The 17299-nt window shown below is 42.3% G+C and carries 17 protein-coding genes; 4 read left to right on the top strand and 13 right to left on the bottom strand.

Annotated features, from left to right (window positions below; genetic code table 11):
• Positions 1-19: 19 nt before the first annotated feature.
• Positions 20-337: a DUF3889 domain-containing protein gene (locus ACUXV2_RS04615; RefSeq protein ID WP_446245875.1), complete on the bottom strand. Its 318-nt coding sequence runs from the start codon at positions 335-337 to the stop codon at positions 20-22.
• A 168-nt stretch (positions 338-505) separates the two neighbouring features.
• On the opposite strand from ACUXV2_RS04615, the gene ACUXV2_RS04610 reads away from it, so the two are divergent.
• Complete coding sequence (locus tag ACUXV2_RS04610; protein WP_058298714.1) at positions 506-760, top strand: YhdB family protein; 255 nt, start codon at positions 506-508, stop codon at positions 758-760.
• 332 nt (positions 761-1092) lie between these two features.
• Here the strand turns inward: ACUXV2_RS04610 and ACUXV2_RS04605 are convergent, their stop codons facing one another.
• From ACUXV2_RS04605 to ACUXV2_RS04575, 7 genes are all read right to left on the bottom strand, one after another.
• Positions 1093-1638 carry an NADPH-dependent FMN reductase gene (locus tag ACUXV2_RS04605; protein WP_446245874.1) on the bottom strand — a complete coding sequence of 182 codons (546 nt, stop codon included), beginning with the start codon at positions 1636-1638 and terminating at the stop codon, positions 1093-1095.
• Positions 1639-1661: 23 nt separating this feature from the next.
• Positions 1662-2297: a response regulator gene (locus tag ACUXV2_RS04600; RefSeq protein WP_446245873.1), complete on the bottom strand. Its 636-nt coding sequence runs from the start codon at positions 2295-2297 to the stop codon at positions 1662-1664.
• A 10-nt stretch (positions 2298-2307) separates the two neighbouring features.
• Positions 2308-3423 (bottom strand): GAF domain-containing sensor histidine kinase, encoded by a 1116-nt coding sequence (locus tag ACUXV2_RS04595; protein WP_446247000.1) that lies wholly within the window; start codon positions 3421-3423, stop codon positions 2308-2310.
• A gap of 439 nt (positions 3424-3862) precedes the next feature.
• Positions 3863-4585, bottom strand: a complete 723-nt coding sequence (locus ACUXV2_RS04590; RefSeq protein ID WP_446245872.1) for an SDR family oxidoreductase — start codon at positions 4583-4585, stop codon at positions 3863-3865.
• A gap of 102 nt (positions 4586-4687) precedes the next feature.
• Complete coding sequence (locus tag ACUXV2_RS04585) at positions 4688-6421, bottom strand: phospho-sugar mutase (protein ID WP_446245871.1); 1734 nt, start codon at positions 6419-6421, stop codon at positions 4688-4690.
• A 152-nt stretch (positions 6422-6573) separates the two neighbouring features.
• The gene (locus ACUXV2_RS04580) at positions 6574-7056 is read right to left on the bottom strand and encodes a hypothetical protein (protein ID WP_446245870.1); all 483 of its coding nucleotides are present in this window, start codon (positions 7054-7056) and stop codon (positions 6574-6576) included.
• A 137-nt stretch (positions 7057-7193) separates the two neighbouring features.
• Entirely contained in the window at positions 7194-8735 is a 1542-nt protein-coding gene (locus tag ACUXV2_RS04575; protein ID WP_175988103.1) for a bifunctional GNAT family N-acetyltransferase/carbon-nitrogen hydrolase family protein, read from the bottom strand.
• 314 nt (positions 8736-9049) lie between these two features.
• Here ACUXV2_RS04575 and ACUXV2_RS04570 point away from each other — a divergent pair, with 314 nt between their 5' ends.
• On the top strand, positions 9050-9475 hold the full coding sequence (locus ACUXV2_RS04570) for a disulfide oxidoreductase (RefSeq protein WP_446245869.1): 426 nt from the start codon (positions 9050-9052) through the stop codon (positions 9473-9475).
• 1 nt (position 9476) lies between these two features.
• Positions 9477-9944 (top strand): thioredoxin family protein, encoded by a 468-nt coding sequence (locus ACUXV2_RS04565; RefSeq protein ID WP_446245868.1) that lies wholly within the window; start codon positions 9477-9479, stop codon positions 9942-9944.
• A gap of 218 nt (positions 9945-10162) precedes the next feature.
• On the opposite strand, the gene ACUXV2_RS04560 is transcribed toward ACUXV2_RS04565, so the two are convergent.
• A complete protein-coding gene (locus ACUXV2_RS04560) occupies positions 10163-10558 on the bottom strand; it encodes a DUF5365 family protein (RefSeq protein ID WP_446245867.1) in 396 nt (131 codons plus the stop codon).
• 177 nt (positions 10559-10735) lie between these two features.
• On the opposite strand from ACUXV2_RS04560, the gene ACUXV2_RS04555 reads away from it, so the two are divergent.
• Entirely contained in the window at positions 10736-11635 is a 900-nt protein-coding gene (locus tag ACUXV2_RS04555) for an RluA family pseudouridine synthase (RefSeq protein ID WP_446245866.1), read from the top strand.
• Between the two features lie 85 nt (positions 11636-11720).
• Here ACUXV2_RS04555 and wrbA read toward each other — a convergent pair whose 3' ends face one another.
• From wrbA to helD, 4 genes are all read right to left on the bottom strand, one after another.
• Positions 11721-12335, bottom strand: coding sequence for an NAD(P)H:quinone oxidoreductase (gene wrbA, locus ACUXV2_RS04550; RefSeq protein ID WP_446245865.1), 615 nt, complete (start codon positions 12333-12335; stop codon positions 11721-11723).
• Positions 12336-12750: 415 nt separating this feature from the next.
• Positions 12751-13581, bottom strand: a complete 831-nt coding sequence (locus ACUXV2_RS04545) for an aldo/keto reductase (protein WP_446245864.1) — start codon at positions 13579-13581, stop codon at positions 12751-12753.
• A gap of 161 nt (positions 13582-13742) precedes the next feature.
• Positions 13743-14714, bottom strand: a complete 972-nt coding sequence (locus ACUXV2_RS04540) for a sensor domain-containing diguanylate cyclase (RefSeq protein WP_446245863.1) — start codon at positions 14712-14714, stop codon at positions 13743-13745.
• A 147-nt stretch (positions 14715-14861) separates the two neighbouring features.
• A complete protein-coding gene (helD, locus tag ACUXV2_RS04535) occupies positions 14862-17132 on the bottom strand; it encodes an RNA polymerase recycling motor HelD (protein ID WP_446245862.1) in 2271 nt (756 codons plus the stop codon).
• Positions 17133-17299: the final 167 nt, after the last annotated feature.

The raw sequence follows: 17299 nt of genomic DNA, 5'->3' as shown, positions 1-17299 counted from the left end.
CAGTTCCCGGTTTTTTTGATTATTTTTGCTCTTCTACAGTAATATTCAATGTCTTCTCATTATCAAGATCGTGTATGACTTTCACGATTACTTTCTTCTCTGCATTATTCTCCTGTACCGTGAATTCAAAAGAATCCGCAAGCTTATTTTCATCAATTTTTTGACGGCCTTGATACTTATAATCCTTCAAAGGCTGTCCCGGATAATCTTCCTTTATGACAGCTGTTGCAATGCGGCCGAACTTTGCATAATCGGAAGGCTGCGGCTGCTGTGCCTGTACATTGCTCGAAAATAAAAGAAAAAATATGGCCATCAACAACATGAATGACTTTTTCATTTCATCACCTCTTATGTCTTCTCATTACATAGGATAATGAAAAAATGCAAAAATATTCACCCAATAGAAGGAAAGTCAGTGCAATCAGGAGTACCAAGTTTTTCAGAGAAAAAATGCTGAGTTTCTTCACACAATAAGATTACCCCCTTCAGAAGGAGGGAAACAAAAGTGAACAAAGTCGATTATGACCGGGCCTTGTACTACACCCACCGATCGGAATGGGATAACCTGCTCATCCTGATGGTAAGGACGAAAGATGACCTTCTTTCGAAAAGAATTGAACAATTCTTGCACGCCTATCACTTTTCAAAGGATTACACCGTTGTCGAACGGAACCTTTACACATTACTACGCTATATCGAGCATGCAAATTACACCTTCAGTGTCGAGCAACCACTTGAGGAAACATTTGCAGAAATGTAAAAAGAGAATTCCACCTAACCACGCTGATTCAGCAGCATGACTGTTGAATCAGCTTTTAGTATTTGCATACAGCCGACTTTTATGTAAAGATCAGCATTTTTTGATAAAGGATCGCTGCTAAAATGATTCGGACATTTTTGGGAATTTACGGTCGAAATTTTTTATTTTCGAACAATTTTTTGGATTTCCAGACGAAAAATTTGAAATACAGACAATTTTTATTGATTTACCGACGATCCTACAAAAATCGACATTACCCTGCATTTTACAACCTCTCCACAGCACACAGCATAAAAAAAGAAACCGACACCCAGCGTCAGTTTCCACACATATTATGAATTTCCCGCAGTTTCATTCTTCACAATCTCTGCTGCCTTCACATAGACCTTCAATTCCTTGACCATTTCATCAACAAGTTTTGCCGGATCTTCCAGCAAACCGTCATTGTCGTAATCAAAACAGTGCGGATCAAGTACCAGCTGCTTCGGGATGACATTTGCATAAACACCCCTCGCCACGATACGAAGGTTATTCAGACAGTTGATTCCGCCTTTCCCGCCTCCTGCACACGCAAGCAAAGCCACTGGTTTATGGGCAAATTGTTCACTGCTCAAGAAGTCCAGTGCATTCTTCAATGCTCCGCTCATGCCGCTGTGATATTCGGGGGAAGCCAATATGACCGCATCGGCATGTTTCACTTTTTGCTTGAGGGACTGTACGGATGGAAGCTCAGCCTGATCCTGTTCACCTGTATAAAGAGGCAGAGTTCCCTCACTTAGATCAATCAAACCTGCGTTATACGTCCTTGCCATGAAACGCGCTGCAATACCTGTGCGCCCTTTTTTTCTTGGGCTGCCATTGATGATTAAGATGTTCATTCAGTAAAACGTCCTTCCTGTATTCAAGCAAGATTATGTTTAACGGCATAAAGTGCCGCTTGTGTTCGATCGGATACTTCAAGCTTTGAGAATATATTCGAAATATGGGTCTTTACCGTTTTTTCCGTGATAAATAAGCTGGAAGCAATTTCTTTATTACTCTTCCCTTTCGTCAGCTCGACCAAAACATCTTTTTCCCTTTTTGTAAGAGCATGGATTCTATGAGGGGGATCTTGTTTTGAAATCCTTGTCAGCAGATGATTGGTTGCTTTCGGATGAAGGGAGTTCTCTCCTGATAACAGCTTTCGGATGCTCGCGACCAGCTCATCCGGTTCGATATCTTTCAATTGATAGCCAGCAGCACCCGCTTCGATTGCCGGGATCACATGGTTTTGATCGGAAAAGCTCGTCAGCATGAGCACTTGAACGGCACTGCCATGCTGCTTTTTGATTTCTTTGGTTGCTTCGATCCCGTCCATGACCGGCATCATCAGGTCCATCAAGATCAGGTCAGGCTTCAAGCTGTCTGCCAATTGAACGGCTTCTGCCCCATTTTTTGCTTCGCCTATGATTTCTATGTCCTTTTGCGTTTTCAAGAAGAAAACAAGACCCCTTCTCACAACATGATGATCGTCTGCAATCAAGATTCGAATCGTCATACCGATCCTCCTAATACGGTATTTTCACCGTTATTTTTGTTCCTTTTCCTAAAGCACTCTCCAGATGAAACGTTCCTCCCAGGGTACTCACCCGTTCTTTCATGCTTTCAATCCCGATGGAGGGCAATGGCTGGGCCTCATCGTATTGAAAACCGTAGCCTTTATCCTCAATCATCAGAGCGATCATATTGCCATCGTCCCTTAACAAATAGCTGATGGCATTCACTCCTGAATGCTTTTTACAGTTATTCAGCGCTTCCTGACTGACCCTCCAGAGGACTTCTTCCACTTTTGAGCTTAAGGAGATGACTCCTTCCACCTTTGCTTCCAGTGTCAATCCCAGCATGTCGGAATAACCCTTAGCCGCTTCAACTAACCCATTTTCCAGACCATGGGGACGCAGCTGCCAGATAAGGGCTCGCATTTCGGATAACGCTTCCTGGGCGAGGGTCTGCACTGTCTGAAACGTTTGTTTCACTTCTTCTTCACTGGTCATCTCTGCACCGCCCCTTGCAGTCAGTGTAAGAGAAAACAATAATTGATTCACAGAGTCATGAAGATCCCTGGCCAGCCTGTTTCTTTCCGCAAGCAATGCGATCTCCTGTTCTTTTTTTGTAAGGGCGATCCGTTTTATCGCTGAGCCTATTTGAAAGGCAACAGATTCCAGCAGTGCCAATTCATCTTTTGAAAAATGGGTTTTGTGGGGGGCAGCTACATTTAGCAATCCATAGGTTTCATCACCGGATTGCAGCGGGACTGTGGCATGGTAGGTGATACCATCAGTTCCCCCCCTGTTCTCTTCGATGGCTTTTTCTATTCTTTGGCATTCAATGATATTCGAGGCTCTCGTCAGCTTCCCTTTTCGAAAACGATTGACACACCAGCAACCACCGTCATGCATCAATTCACAGCCGTTGTTTTCCAGGGATTCCGGCAGATCTTCATAAGATGCCAGCTGATGCTTCCCGCCTTCTTCTATAAAAAAGATCCAGCCGGTCGTAAAGCTTGTGCCTTTGATCAATTTCTTCAGGGCGCCATGGAGCATATCACACTGCTCGGTCTCGTTATTCAGGAATTCGGCAATTTCTTTCAACAGCTCGATATTTGAAAGTGCCTCCTCATTCATTGTCATCGTCCTCTCTTCTCTCTTACTATTAGTATACAGTTCCAGAGTGGAATTCGATATTCTAAGAAAGAAGGAATTTTCCTACGACTTTTGACTGAAAACGTTTGTTCTTTTCAGTTTCTGGTTTACTGAGTGGATGCCTTTGTCCGATTTCACTGATAGTATTGACTTTCGTGGGTGAAGTCCATTTTATTTATATAGACTTAAACGAGCCGAGGGGGATATCTGCCATTATCTTGATTTTTCTGCCATTTATTCGTTTTATCTGCCAAAATCCTGATATATCTGCCATTTATTTATTTTATCTGCCAAAACCACGATATATCTGCCATTCTTCAAATTTCGACAAATTCCACACACACTTGTACTTTCTCCATCTCAACCCTGATATAAATAAATTCAAAAAAGAGATGAGTCCCCCCATCTCTTTAAAAACCATCTATGATATTGGATAATCCTGCGCAAATGGATGGATCTTGATTTCGTCGATCAACATGTGCTTTGGTGCTGAAGCCATGTATATGACAGATTTAGCGATGTCCTCTACCTTCAGCCAGTCTTCTTTCTCAGGAAGACCCTGCTTGGAGTCCGCAAAATAGGTATCGACCATTCCCGGATTGATCGTGCCGACCCTGATTCCATACTCCCTTACTTCCTGTGCAAGTGAACCACAGAAGCCCTGCACGGCATATTTGGTCGCCACATATGCCGACCCGTTAGGAATTGTATAGCGTGCTACATCGGAAGAGATGGTGATGATGGTCCCGAATTTTTGTTTTTTCATATGTGGCAGTACAGCTTTTGAACATAGGAAAACACCTTGGACATTCACATCAAAGATTTTCTTCCACTCATCTGCCGTCACTTCTTCTGTCGGTTTAAAGAATCCTACACCCGCATTATTAACCAGAATATCTATTTTCCCATAGGCAGACAGGGTTTCATCAACCACTTTTTGAACGTCCTGTTCTTTCGACACATCAGCTTGTATCGAAATCACATGTTCAAATCCGCTCGCCTTCAAATCTTCAGCTGCTTTATGTATTTCCTCAGAACTTCCTACCAGCGCAAGTTTCGTGCTTTCTTTTGAAAACTGCTGTGCAATTTCACGGCCGATCCCTCTTGACGCCCCTGTTATGATTGCTGCTTGATTTTTCAACATCCCTCATTCTCCTTTTCCATCTAAGTTGTCTTTTTCCACTTAATTTAACTCCAAAAGAGAAGTCCGTCCCTCACTGCTTACGGTAAGGGACGGACCATTCATTTACTGGATGATGCTTTCTACTTTGTTCATTAAATCTTCAGTCAGAGAAGCTAATTTCTTGTCACTTTCCTCCTGGGTCTTACCTATGACGCTGAAGTAGAACTTGATTTTCGGCTCGGTACCCGATGGACGAAGGCATACCCATGAACCATCTTCAAGGAAATACTTCAATACATTCGAAGCAGGAAGTGTGATGGCCGTTTCCGCTCCTGTGGAGAGTTCCACTTTTTTGCCTGATTTATAGTCTTCGGCCGATACGACTTTCAAGCCTGCCACTTCGTCAAGAGGCTCATCCCTGAACTTTTTAAGGATCCCCTGAATCTGCTCTGCCCCTTCTTTCCCTTTCAGAGTCAGGCTCTTTAATCCTTCCTGATAGTAGCCATGGCGCTCATATAATTCGTTCAATACATCATACAGGGTCTTGCCTTGCTTTTTGTAATATGCCGCTGCTTCTGCAGCCATCAGAACTGCTTGTACCGCATCTTTATCACGTGCAAAATCCCCGATCAGATAGCCGTAGCTTTCCTCATATCCGAACAGGAATGTAAATTCTCCGGATTCTTCATACTTCTTGATTTTTTCACCGATGAACTTGAAGCCTGTCAGGACGTCTTCAACCGATGCACCATAATGTTCAGCCACTTTCCTTCCTAACTCGGAGGTAACAATCGTTTTGAAGACACGGCCGTTAGCAGGGATCATGTCTTTCTCCTGCTTCCGGGAAAGAATGTAATTCATGAGCACGGCACCTGTCTGATTTCCGGTAAGAAGCACATACTCTCCGTCTTGTCCTTTAACGGCGACTCCTAAGCGGTCGGCATCTGGATCTGTAGCAATCAAGATATCGGCATCCATTTCTTTACCGTCACGGATTGCCAGTTCGAAAGCTTCTTTATCCTCTGGATTCGGAGATTTTACAGTCGAAAACTCAGGATCTGGTTTTGCTTGTTCTTTAACAACATGAACATGTTCATACCCCAGTGCATCCAATCCTCTTTCAGCCATCTTAAGGGCCGTTCCGTGTAAAGGTGAGAATACAATTTTTAAATCAACTTCTTTGCTGATTTGAGGAGTTTCTGAAATAGAAATCAGGTGATCAAGATAGGATTGGTGGATTTCTTCCCCAATCATCTTGATCAACCCTTGTGATTTCAATTCCTCTTCGGTTTTCACATCGATCTCAAGTTCGTTTTCCACTTCGTTTACTTTATCGATCACGGCGTCTGCAATATGCGGAGGCAATTGGGCTCCGTCTTCACCGTATACTTTATATCCGTTATACTCAGGAGGGTTATGACTTGCTGTCACCACAATACCTGAGAACGCGTTTAAATACCTGAGTGCAAAGGACAGCTCCGGTGTAGGGGCAAGTTCATCAAACACATAGGTTTGAATGCCATGAGTCGCAAGTGTTTTCGCTGCTTCCATTGCAAACTCCGGAGATTTATGGCGGGAATCATAAGCGATTGCCACACCTCTCCTTTTAGCTTCATCCCCTTCTTTCTCAATATAACGGGCCAAACCTTCCGATGCTTTGCGCACCGTGTATATGTTCATACGATTGGTTCCGGGACCGATTTCCCCTCTCATTCCGCCAGTTCCGAATTCGAGGTTCTTATAGAAAGCGTCTTCCAATGCTTTTTCATCATTCTTCATTGAAGCTAAATGATCGTTTATTTCACGATCGATATGTACATAATCATTCCACTTTGTCCAAGCTGTTTGCCAACTCAATACGATCCCCTCCTAATGCTGTATAATAATTAATTCTATCATAGTTACCCGTATTCCTTTTAAAACCTTTTCGTCACATTCCGACAGATGTAACCGTTCTTATTTTAGCATAATTTCTTGATTGGCAGGGGATGTATTATGTAGTTTTGTTTTTATGAGGGATACCTGGACAGAGAATCATCACCTTTGTCGAGCCAAGCCTGAAAACCATAAAGAATCATGGCAAATGTAACAAATAGAATGAACCTTTCGAAAGGTGTAATGGTAACGAGATCGTATATCCCAAGCACATTTTGCAATAAGTAATGAATAGGAAAGAAAGCAAACATAAAATCAGCTATCACATTGATCACTGTATATCTCCAAAAACGGCCGAAAGAAAAATGGAATATCCATAAAGTGATGACAGGAAATGTGCCAAAAACACCAGATACAAATGCAGGTTCCAAGGATGGGATGATCGAAACATTAATAACCCAATGGTTTTGATTTTCAGCAACGAGGTTATAAACGAGCATGAGGAACGATGCAAGCAGGGAAACTGGAATAAATCGCTTAATATCTTCTTTTTTCAAAAAGAACAATGAAAACCAGGGGGCAATAAGTATGAACCAAAGTATTAGTTTGTTGATCATCATAGACCCTCCTTAACCCTTGTGATTAATTTATTGTTTTTCAGTGATTCAAGAAATATTCATAATATGCTGCTATCCTTCACCAATACAAAACAAGATCCAAGGAACAGAGTTGCTCCTTGGATCTTGTTTCGAGTCTATTTCTTATAGTTTACTCCATATACGTCATGGCGGCGGTCCTTAAGCTGGCGGACCGTCCCTGACTGGCGCTGGCGTCGCAGTACTTCCAGATCGACATCCCCTATCATGACCATCTCGATGTTCGGGTTGGTTTCACCGACAATTCCATCGCGCGCAAATTCAAAGTCGGACGGGGCAAAGATTCCTGATTGAGCGTACTGGATATCCATATTCTCCGTCTGAGGAAGGTTTCCAACAGTTCCGGAAATAACCGTGTAAATCTGGTTTTCAACCGCACGTGCCTGAGCACAGTAACGGACACGCAGATAGCCTTGGCGGTCTTCCGTACAGAATGGGGTAAAGATGATTTTAGCACCTTTGTCTGTTGCAATCCGGGCAAGTTCAGGAAATTCGATATCGTAACAGATTTGAATGGCGATCTTTCCGCAGTCTGTATCAAATACCCTCACGGAATCGCCGGGACTGATTCCCCACCATTTTCGTTCATTTGGTGTGATATGGATCTTATATTGCTTCTCGATGGTTCCATCCCTGCGGAATAAATAGGCAATATTATAGATTTCATCATCCTCTTCCTTTACAAAGTGGGATCCCCCAATGATATTGACGTTGTAACGGACAGCCAAGTCTGTGAAGAGTTCAATGTATTCTTCTGTAAAGTCAGTCAGCTTCCTCACTGCAAGGCTAGGTGATTTGATGTTCAGGAATGACATCAGCTGAGTTGTGAAAATCTCCGGGAACACAACAAAATCAGATTTCGCATCAGATGCTACATCCGTAAAATATTCAACCTGATTCGCAAATTCTTCAAACGAGTTGATTTTGCGCATCATGTACTGCACTACGCAAATCCGGACAGGATAACTCGTTTTGAAATGACGTTTGCTTGAAGGACGATAATCAACATTGTTCCATTCCATCAATGTTGCATATTTTTGCGACCTTTTGTCATCCGGCAGGTAATTCGGATTGATACGCATCAGTGTAAATCCGTTCAGTAACTGGAACGACAGAACAGGATCATAGATTTTGTGGCGCCCTACCGCATCCACGTATTCCCTCGGGGACATTTCATCTGAATGTTTATAATAATTCGGGATGCGTCCCCCGATGATGATACTCTTTAAATTCCACTGACGTGCAAGATCTTTACGGGCTTCATACAGACGATGCCCCACTTTCATGCGGCGGTAATCCGGGTGGACCATCACTTCGATTCCATAAAGATTGTAGCCGTCCGGATTGTGGTTGGTTATGTATCCGTTGTCTGTGACATCATCCCAGGTATGTCGATCATCGTACTCGTCAAAGTTAATAATCAAACTTGAGCAGGATCCGATAATATCGCCATCAAGTTCTGCCACCAGCTGGCCGTCAGGGAATACATCCAAATGACTTTCCAGGTGTTCCACCTTCCACGGCTCCATGCCGGGAAAGCAGACCTCTTGCATGCTGATTATATGTTTGATGTCCTTATGTTCCATTGGACGTATGATCATTTTCTTCTCGAATTGAGATAAGTCCAGTTTTTCTGCCATATATAAATCACTCCTCTATACGCTGTTGTTATACCCTTATCATGCACTGGTGAAACGAAGTTCATGAGTGCATAGATACAAAGTTTGGTTAGTAATCTATATCATTTTACCAAAAGAAAGAATCATTTTTGAAGCATTTTGAACCCTGGGAAGGCGCAGATGATTTGCTCAAAAGTGCAATAATATATACTATATAGCAATGGGGTATGATAGCCTGAACAAAAAATGTTGAAAAACGATCACCTTTTCTTAACAGATTTGAACGGTTTACCTTTATAATAGTAAGAGAAAATAAGTCAAGAAAGGATTTCATTATGAATAAAAAAGCAGATTCCCTCCTGTTCACTGGATGGGCAGCCTCACTAATCGCTACTCTGGGCAGCTTGTTTTTTTCGGAAGTGATGAAATATGAACCATGCGAGTTATGCTGGTATCAGCGGATCCTGATGTATCCCATGGTCATCCTTTTAGGGGTTGCCTATGTACGAAAAGACTTTAAAGCGGCATTATACTCTTTGATTCTGTCCGGTATCGGACTTGCAGTGTCCCTTTATCATTATTCACTGCAAAAACTATCATTTTTATCTGAAGCCGCACCGTCATGCGGACGTGTACCGTGTACAGGCGAGTACATAAACTGGATGGGATTCATTACGATTCCATTCCTTGCACTATCAGGATTCATCATTATTTTCATTACAAGCCTGTTAACGCTTAAAGCAATAAAGGAGGACCATTAAGTTGAAGAAAATCATTATCTTTTTAGCCGTTGTGATCGGACTGTTTGCCGCAATCGCCATTGTAACCAACATGCAGAACAGTCAAAAAGCAGAAGGAAATAAGTTTAAAAAGGATAACTTGGACCCTGCAACTGTAGCCTTGTTGGACGATCCAAATTATCAAAATGTCATCCTTCCTGAAGAACTTGAAAAAAAGCTGGCAGATAAAGAAGATGTGACGGTCTATTTTTACAGCTCAACATGCCCTCACTGTAAAGAAACGACTCCGATTCTTGCACCGCTTGCTGAAGAAATGGGAGTAGACATGGTTCAATACAATGTACTGGAATTTGAGCAGGGATGGACTGACTATCAAATCGAAGCCACACCTACCCTTGTCCACTTCAAAGATGGTAAAGAAGTCGACCGCGTTGTCGGAAGCCAGCCTGAAGAAGAATTCAGAAGCTTTTTTGAGGAAAATGTGAAATAAAATAAATATTAAAAGCCTGTTCCTCAGTGCGATAAAGCATTGAGAAACGGGCTTTTATTATTTCATAAAAAAGAGGGACCGACGAATTCGTCAGCCCCTGTCAATGAGGAGGAATTTCAAGAGAAGATACGCTGTACCTTCAATATTAAAATTGATTACTTGGTATATTCCCCGCTGGATCAAAAATAAACGTATTCTTTTAATTTTCTAAACAATCACTAAATTAACAGCTGATTGGCAGCCTTTGAATAGACGCTTAGCGTGTGTTTGCATTCCGATTCATCCGTAAATTGATCAAAAGACAGTGGAAAGAAGAGTCCAAATCCTTGAAGAATTTGAACATTGTGATAGAACATATCCTCATAAACCTCATCTCTTACTCCGCATTCAACGATTGAAATCAGCGTCTGCAGACTGGATATCACTTGGAACGCTTCTTTCAATGTACCGCAATATTCAAAGTTTCTATTCGTCGTATGTAAAATTTCCATATCTTCAAATTGTTCTATTTCTTCGTCTGTGAAATAATCAGGGAAAATAGTACAATACATATGACTGATTAATTCCTGGATTTTATGATCCTGTTCATGTGTTGCAGCAAGTAAAACCTTCACCTTGATAACCCACCTTTGTAATGGTTGTAATCTCTCTGTAATAGATACATTTAGAATAACATAGATAAGAAGCCTCAAGTGTGGTAATTATACCCATGAATTTGGTAAAACAGGTGCTTAAATGGGATTAAATACCCATAAACGTATAAGATTTTTGTCATTTAAAGGAGCTTTTTGATGAAAACAATGAGAAAAGGTTCACTCTACCAAGTGGTGATACCAGAGAATTGGAAAAATGTAACGATAGATCACATCCTTAAGAATCATTGGCAAGCCCCGAAGAAACTTATTCACTCGATGCGAATGGAAAAAGATATCAAAGTAAACGGAGAACTGTTGCCATGGGATAAGCCGTTGTCACCCGGCGACCTTCTCCAAATTACCCTTTTCAAAGAAGTGGACTATGATGTCCCTCCATCATTTGGTGAATTGCATGTCCTGTATGAAGATGATCATCTGATTGTCGTAAATAAACCTGCCGGTATGGATACCCATCCCAACGAGCCGGGTGATACAGATACACTTGCGAACCTGGTTGCATTTCATTTTCAGTCAAAGGGAGAAAGCTGCCGGGTGATGCATATTCACAGACTCGACCGCGACACTTCAGGAGCAGTCATTTTCGCCAAACACCCGTTAAGCAAAGCGATTCTTGATCGGCTGCTTATCGAACGTAAAGTGAAAAGAACATATCTGGCACTTCTCCAGGGCAGGCTCAAGCAGAAGAAAGGGACCATTTCCGAGCCGATTGGCCGCGACCGTCATCACAACACAAGAAGAAGGGTCTCTCCATCCGGTCAGAAAGCAGTCACTCATTATAACGTATTAGAAGTGAGAGAAAATATGACTCTTACCGAAGTTGTACTGGATACAGGGCGGACCCACCAGATCCGCGTGCACATGAGTCATATCGGACATCCATTGGCAGGGGATACTTTATACGGGGGTAAACCTGTAGTCAGTCGCCAGGCTCTGCACGCTTCACGGATTAGTTTTCCACACCCCTTGAGCGGTGAGAGGATTGAGTGCGAGGCTGAATGCTTGGATGATGTTGGTCTGTCGAGAGGAACTTTTTGATGTGAGCCGCTGCTTTTGCAGCGGCTTCTTTTTAATGTAAAAAAAGAGCACCCTGACCACATCAGCCGGGTACTCCGATACATGATTATTTCAATCCGTTTTTGATCGCTTCCGCTACCTGGATCGTACGGCGGGTTTGATGTTTAACAGCAGGCTCAACGCCTTCTACCATATTTCCTTCCTGATCGACCGTTACACTTGTACCGTAAGGGTTTCCTCCGGTAGCAAATGATGATTCATCCGTGTAGCCAGGTGCAGCAATGATTGCACCCCAGTGCATCATAGTAGTGTAGAGTGCCAGAACAGTCTGCTCCTGACCGCCATGTGAGTTACTTGCAGAGGATGTAGCGCTCACGACTTTGTTAGCCAATTTACCTTGGAACCAGAGACCGCCTGTTGTATCCAGGAAGGATTTCACCTGGGACGGAACATTCCCGAAACGAGTCGGTACATTGAAAAGATATGCATCTGCCCACTCCAAATCATCCAGAGTGACTACCGGAACACTGTCTTTCGTTTCATTATAATGTTTTTCCCAAGCTGGATTAGAGGAAATCGCTGCTTCAGGAGCCGTTTCTTCAAAACGAAGTAATTTCACTTCTGCTCCAGCTTCTTTCGCGGCTTCTTCCGCCCACTTTGCCATTTGGTAGTTCGTTCCTGTAGAACTGTAGTACATGATTGCTAATTTTACGTTGGACATAATGTAAATCTCTCCTTTTTTCAAATAATGTATAGTAATGGGTAATGCACATAAAATAGTATGCCGGCAGTGCCGCCAGCATAAACCTTCGTCTTTCATTCCTTACTCAAGCACCTGATCATCCATTATTGGACCTTGCGCTAGAATAGTAAAGTTCTTCTTCATACACTAAAAACTTCCTCTTTACTGTGTTCCCAGTGAAATCCCAAACAAAACGTCTCAATTGCAATTATCCTTCAATTGAATATCTTGAAATTGAGATATAGAACCAAAAAAATATCTCAGTAATATTTATTTCGATTTCGAGATAATTGTATATCAACTCTCCCCCTCCTGTCAACAATAATAATAAATCCAAAAGACAGGCCATTCCCTCTCTGTTTAAAGAAGCGAGGGAATGGCCTTTACATTAAAATTAAAAGTCGAAGTTGTCCGGGTCCGGGCCGAAACGTTCGTCCTGGTTAAGGTCGTTGATTTGGTTCATTTCACTTGAGGAAAGTTCGAAATTGAATAAATCACCGTTTTCTTTGATGCGGTTTGAATGTACCGATTTTGGAATGATTACGACATCGTTCTGCAGGTGCCAGCGCAGGATGACTTGAGCCGAAGATTTCCCATGCTTTTCAGCGATTTGTTTTAATGCAGGCTCATCAAGAACCCTTCCTTGTGCGATCGGGGACCACGCTTCCACTGCAATATGTTCATCCTGACAAAAAGCTCTAAGCTTCTCCTGGTTCAGGCGGGGGTGGCATTCGATTTGGTTAATCACCGGTTTTTCATTACTGCTGCTCATCAAGTCTTCCAGATGATGCTGATGGAAATTGCTTACTCCGATTGATTTTACCAAGCCTTCACTGTAAAGTCTTTCAAGGGCTTTCCACGTATCCTTGTATTTCCCTTCAACAGGCCAGTGAATCAAATAAAGATCCATATAATCCATATCCAGTTTCTTTAGGCTCGTTTCGAATGCTTTCAACGTAGTATCATAGCCTTGGTCACTATTCCATACCTTTGAAGTAATGAATAGATCCTCTCTTCTTGCACCGCTTTCTCTTACACCTTGTCCGACGCTTTCTTCATTCTCATAAACAGCTGCCGTATCCACTGAAAGGTATCCTGCTTGGATAGCCGATTTGACAGCTTCAACCGTTTCACGGGGATCCTTCATTTGGAAGACTCCGAGTCCAACGTAAGGAATTTCTATACCGTTATGTAACGTCTTTTTACTTTGTAAATTCTTTAACACATTGCATCCCTCCTTCCTATATTTTACTAAACCTATAAGCAATAAGGCGAATATTATGATTGCAGCTTATCTCCTCGACTCTCTTTTTTTACATGTATGATAGACGTGAGTTATCAGAGATCATGGTCACTCTTCTCTGAGAAAAAATGCCTGTCCCTCACTTACCGTATGGAGGGACAGGCATTGTTGTGGTGATGTTTTTGACGGTACATCTGCTGATCTGCTTTTTTAAAGAGTTCTTCCATGCTGCCAAGAGATGATTCACAATAAGCAGGGCCGATCGACATGCTTATATTGAATTCGGTGCTGTTTTGATTATATCCATGTATCTCGAAATGAAGAAAATGAACCAGTTCATCGAGGAATTCCGGTGAACAGTACTCGATCAGTATGGCAAACTCATCTCCGCCGATTCTTGAGACAGAAGTATTTTCAGCAGCCACTTGTTTAAGGATGCTTGCTGCCTCTACAATTAACCGATCCCCCATTTTATGGCCATGGCGATCATTTATCATTTTAAGATGATCAAGATCACAGATGATCAAGCCTGCTGAAATATCTTCACAGTCGTTATACTTCTGCATACGGGATTCAAAGTATTCACGGTTGAATACATCCGTCAGCGAATCATGGGTCGCCTTGTATTCAAGTTCCCTCTGGAGGGCAGCCTTATCGTCCACATTCCGGATGATTCCCTGGACCGCGGTCAATTCACCATTTTCATAAACAGGTGTTACAAATTCCTCAAAGCAAATATAAGTTCCTTCATCATTTTTCCATCGCTGTCTCACAGGCTTCGTATAATCCAGCTTCCCGGAAATTTTTCTGAGCAGAATATTATAATCATCCGGGTGTATTCTATCAAATGCAATCAGAGGATTTTTCTTGCTTTCTTCTATTAAATTGGTCCCTAATACTTTTTCAATGGCAGGACTTAAGTATTTATATTCGAAATCCGGTTTAATTTCAAAATGATAGATAATGTCTTGAGAACGTTCCACCAGTTGAAAGATCTTCTCCAAACTTGCTATCTTTTGTTTATAATACATAACCATTTTCCAGACTATGGCCATCAGAATCAAGACGGTCACTGCAGATGCTGTAAGCAGCACGATTGGAATTGCAGAAAACATAGAAAGCAAGCTCCTTCTCTCAAAGTCATTTTCAACCAAATTCTTCTAAACCATTATACTACAAAACCATGACAAATTACCTATAATTTAAAAAGCCCGCCCATCAATGCTTTAAGCACCGATGAACGGACTTTGGGTTCTACCATCTTATCTGTTTATGAATTGGCTCAGGTCTTTTCCTATGAAGGAAAGTTGGTGCAGCGGACGCGTCATGGCAACATATTGCAGCTTGATATCCAGTTCGTTTTCACTGCTGAACACTTCGTCGATGACGGTAATCATGACCACATCGAATTCTAATCCTTTCGATAGATAAGAAGGCACAACGACGATCTTGTCTTTCGGGATCGACTCCTGTTCTTCCAATAGCTTTACTTTCCCAGGCATATGTTCTTCCAGGATGTTATAGATCATCTTACAATCCTTCATGCTCTTTCCGATGACCGCAAATGTTTGAAAGCCTTCTTCTTTACCTTGGGCAACGTTCTCCGCAATGATGCCGGCAAGCTCCTCATTCTCTGTATACGTATGTGAATCCGGCGCTTCGCCATGCCTTACCACCGGATTCACCTTTGGAAACTCATATGGCAGGAGGCTCAATAACTTATTTGCCTCTTCCATGATTTCAATTGTGGTACGATAGCTTTTTTGAAGCTCCGTATACGTGGCCCTCGGAAATACTTCCCTGAAAACGGGATCCCATGCTTGAAGGCCCCTGTAGGAATGGATTCCCTGGGCAAGATCCCCCACCAGGGTGAACATGTCTGTTTCCAAGGCCCTTTTCAACGCATAAAGCTGCATGTAACTGTAATCCTGGGCTTCATCAATCACGATGTTTTTCGCTTTATAGAACTTATCGATCCCAAATAGATGGGTCTGTAAGTAAAGAAGCGCGGCCAGGTCCTCCACCTCGTATTTCTTCTTCATCAAAAGGTTCAACGAATAAAAGCAAAGATCCTGTGCCTGAATCAAGTCCAGTTCCCCTTTTGAATACTTCACAAGCCGTTCCGGATCGGAAAAGAGCTCTGAATAGTACTGTTCAAGGTTTTTCTTTTCAAACTGTTTCATATATTGCGAGACACTTGTCCTTACAGCCTTCTTAACTTCCTCAAGCCGTTCAGCTTTCTTATCCAATGCTTTTGATATATATTCTTTACGGTTTCCGGCACCAGTACGCTGATAGAGGGCTTTTTCGATTTTGCCGTCAAAAAAAGTTTCTACCTTCTCGATCATTTGCTTCTTGTTTGTCCGCACATAGCTCTGCAATATTGTTTTCAGCTTTTCAAGACGGCGGTAGATCGGCATGTAGGTGTATTCTTCTTTAAAAAGATACGTGAATCTCTTTGCGGAGTATAGTTTGTATTTGTCGACATAGAAATCTTCAGATGGATAAAATCTTTTTTCAATTTCTTCAATATACTGATCCAGGATCTTTCTGAACGTCTTTGATCCCTTGAATCCCGAGATCCACGAAGCCTTTTTGACCTCAACATCATGATTTCGCTCAATCAGCCTGATCAGTTTGTCATCCTCAACGAGCTTCAATTTCTTTTCCAGGCATGTCATGACATAATCGGAAAAAGTCGTCTGCCTCACTCTTTCCACTCCGAGCTCGGGCAATGCTTCCGAAATGTAATCGATGAACAGATTACTCGGTGCAAGGATCATCAGCTGCCTAGGATCAAAATGCTGTTTGTAGTTATAAATAAAGTAGGAAATCCTGTGAAGCGCAATCGTCGTTTTTCCGCTTCCTGCCGCTCCCTGAACGATAATCGGCTTGTTCAGGTCGGCCCGGATGATTCTATTCTGTTCTTCTTGAATGGTGGAAATGATTTCAGTCAATCGATTGCTCGAACTCTTTGCCAAAGAATCCTGGAGGAGTTCGTCTGTGGTCGTCAAGTCGATGTCCCTGATTTCTTCAAGCAGACCGTCTTCAATCATATATTGACGCTTTAAGGATAGGTCACCCTCATACGTTTCACCCTCCGCCTCATACGAGACATCGCCAATCCTTCCTTCATAGTAGAGATTCGCGATCGGGGAACGCCAGTCAACAATGATTTGCTCCTGGTTTTCACGTTGATACAAAGAAGTCTTCCCGATGTAATGTTTTTCTGTTCTGTCCGAACCCTGATTCTTAAAATCAATCCGGGCAAAATACGGCTTATTCTTCGCTTTCAGGAGGGATTCCAATTCTTCTTTAGACATCTCGAAAAAGCTCGAGTTAGTGAGAATATCGATATAGGCCGCACTGGATTCTCCCCAGTCGACATCGCCAAAGGCTTTTTCCATATTCTCTTTGTACTTCTCTTTGCTTGACTGTGATGTTTCAATCACCACATCAATATACCTCTTTGTGAATTCCAGGCGCTCTGATTCATTTGAAAAATCGGGGTGCAATGCTGATTCCTTCGTCATAGCTTTCTCCTTTCAAGTGTGGTTGCCGCAATGGAGAAAAAAACGTCTTAATCACACCGACGGGGTAACGACGCCCGTGCGGTCTAACACGTTAAATGAGACACATCGAAATCTGTAAAAATTATGTAGGCGTTTGGGAGCAGAAATATATATTATCAGATAATTGG

The sequence above is a fragment of the Rossellomorea sp. NS-SX7 genome, assembly GCF_052828565.1.
The sequence above is the reverse complement of the archived record's forward strand: the minus strand, read 5'-3'. Positions and strand labels throughout refer to the sequence as shown.

Excerpts from the sequence above, each read along its gene's own strand:
- ACUXV2_RS04615 (WP_446245875.1), bottom strand. The coding sequence starts at position 337 with ATGAAAAAGTCATTCATGTTGTTGATGGCCATATTTTTTCTTTTATTT.
- ACUXV2_RS04605 (WP_446245874.1), bottom strand. The coding sequence starts at position 1,638 with ATGAACATCTTAATCATCAATGGCAGCCCAAGAAAAAAAGGGCGCACA.
- ACUXV2_RS04600 (WP_446245873.1), bottom strand. The coding sequence starts at position 2,297 with ATGACGATTCGAATCTTGATTGCAGACGATCATCATGTTGTGAGAAGG.
- ACUXV2_RS04595 (WP_446247000.1), bottom strand. The coding sequence starts at position 3,423 with ATGAATGAGGAGGCACTTTCAAATATCGAGCTGTTGAAAGAAATTGCC.
- ACUXV2_RS04590 (WP_446245872.1), bottom strand. The coding sequence starts at position 4,585 with ATGTTGAAAAATCAAGCAGCAATCATAACAGGGGCGTCAAGAGGGATC.
- ACUXV2_RS04580 (WP_446245870.1), bottom strand. The coding sequence starts at position 7,056 with ATGATCAACAAACTAATACTTTGGTTCATACTTATTGCCCCCTGGTTT.
- ACUXV2_RS04575 (WP_175988103.1), bottom strand. The coding sequence starts at position 8,735 with ATGGCAGAAAAACTGGACTTATCTCAATTCGAGAAGAAAATGATCATA.
- ACUXV2_RS04570 (WP_446245869.1), top strand. The coding sequence starts at position 9,050 with ATGAATAAAAAAGCAGATTCCCTCCTGTTCACTGGATGGGCAGCCTCA.
- ACUXV2_RS04555 (WP_446245866.1), top strand. The coding sequence starts at position 10,736 with ATGAAAACAATGAGAAAAGGTTCACTCTACCAAGTGGTGATACCAGAG.
- wrbA (WP_446245865.1), bottom strand. The coding sequence starts at position 12,335 with ATGTCCAACGTAAAATTAGCAATCATGTACTACAGTTCTACAGGAACG.
- ACUXV2_RS04540 (WP_446245863.1), bottom strand. The coding sequence starts at position 14,714 with ATGTTTTCTGCAATTCCAATCGTGCTGCTTACAGCATCTGCAGTGACC.
- helD (WP_446245862.1), bottom strand. The coding sequence starts at position 17,132 with ATGACGAAGGAATCAGCATTGCACCCCGATTTTTCAAATGAATCAGAG.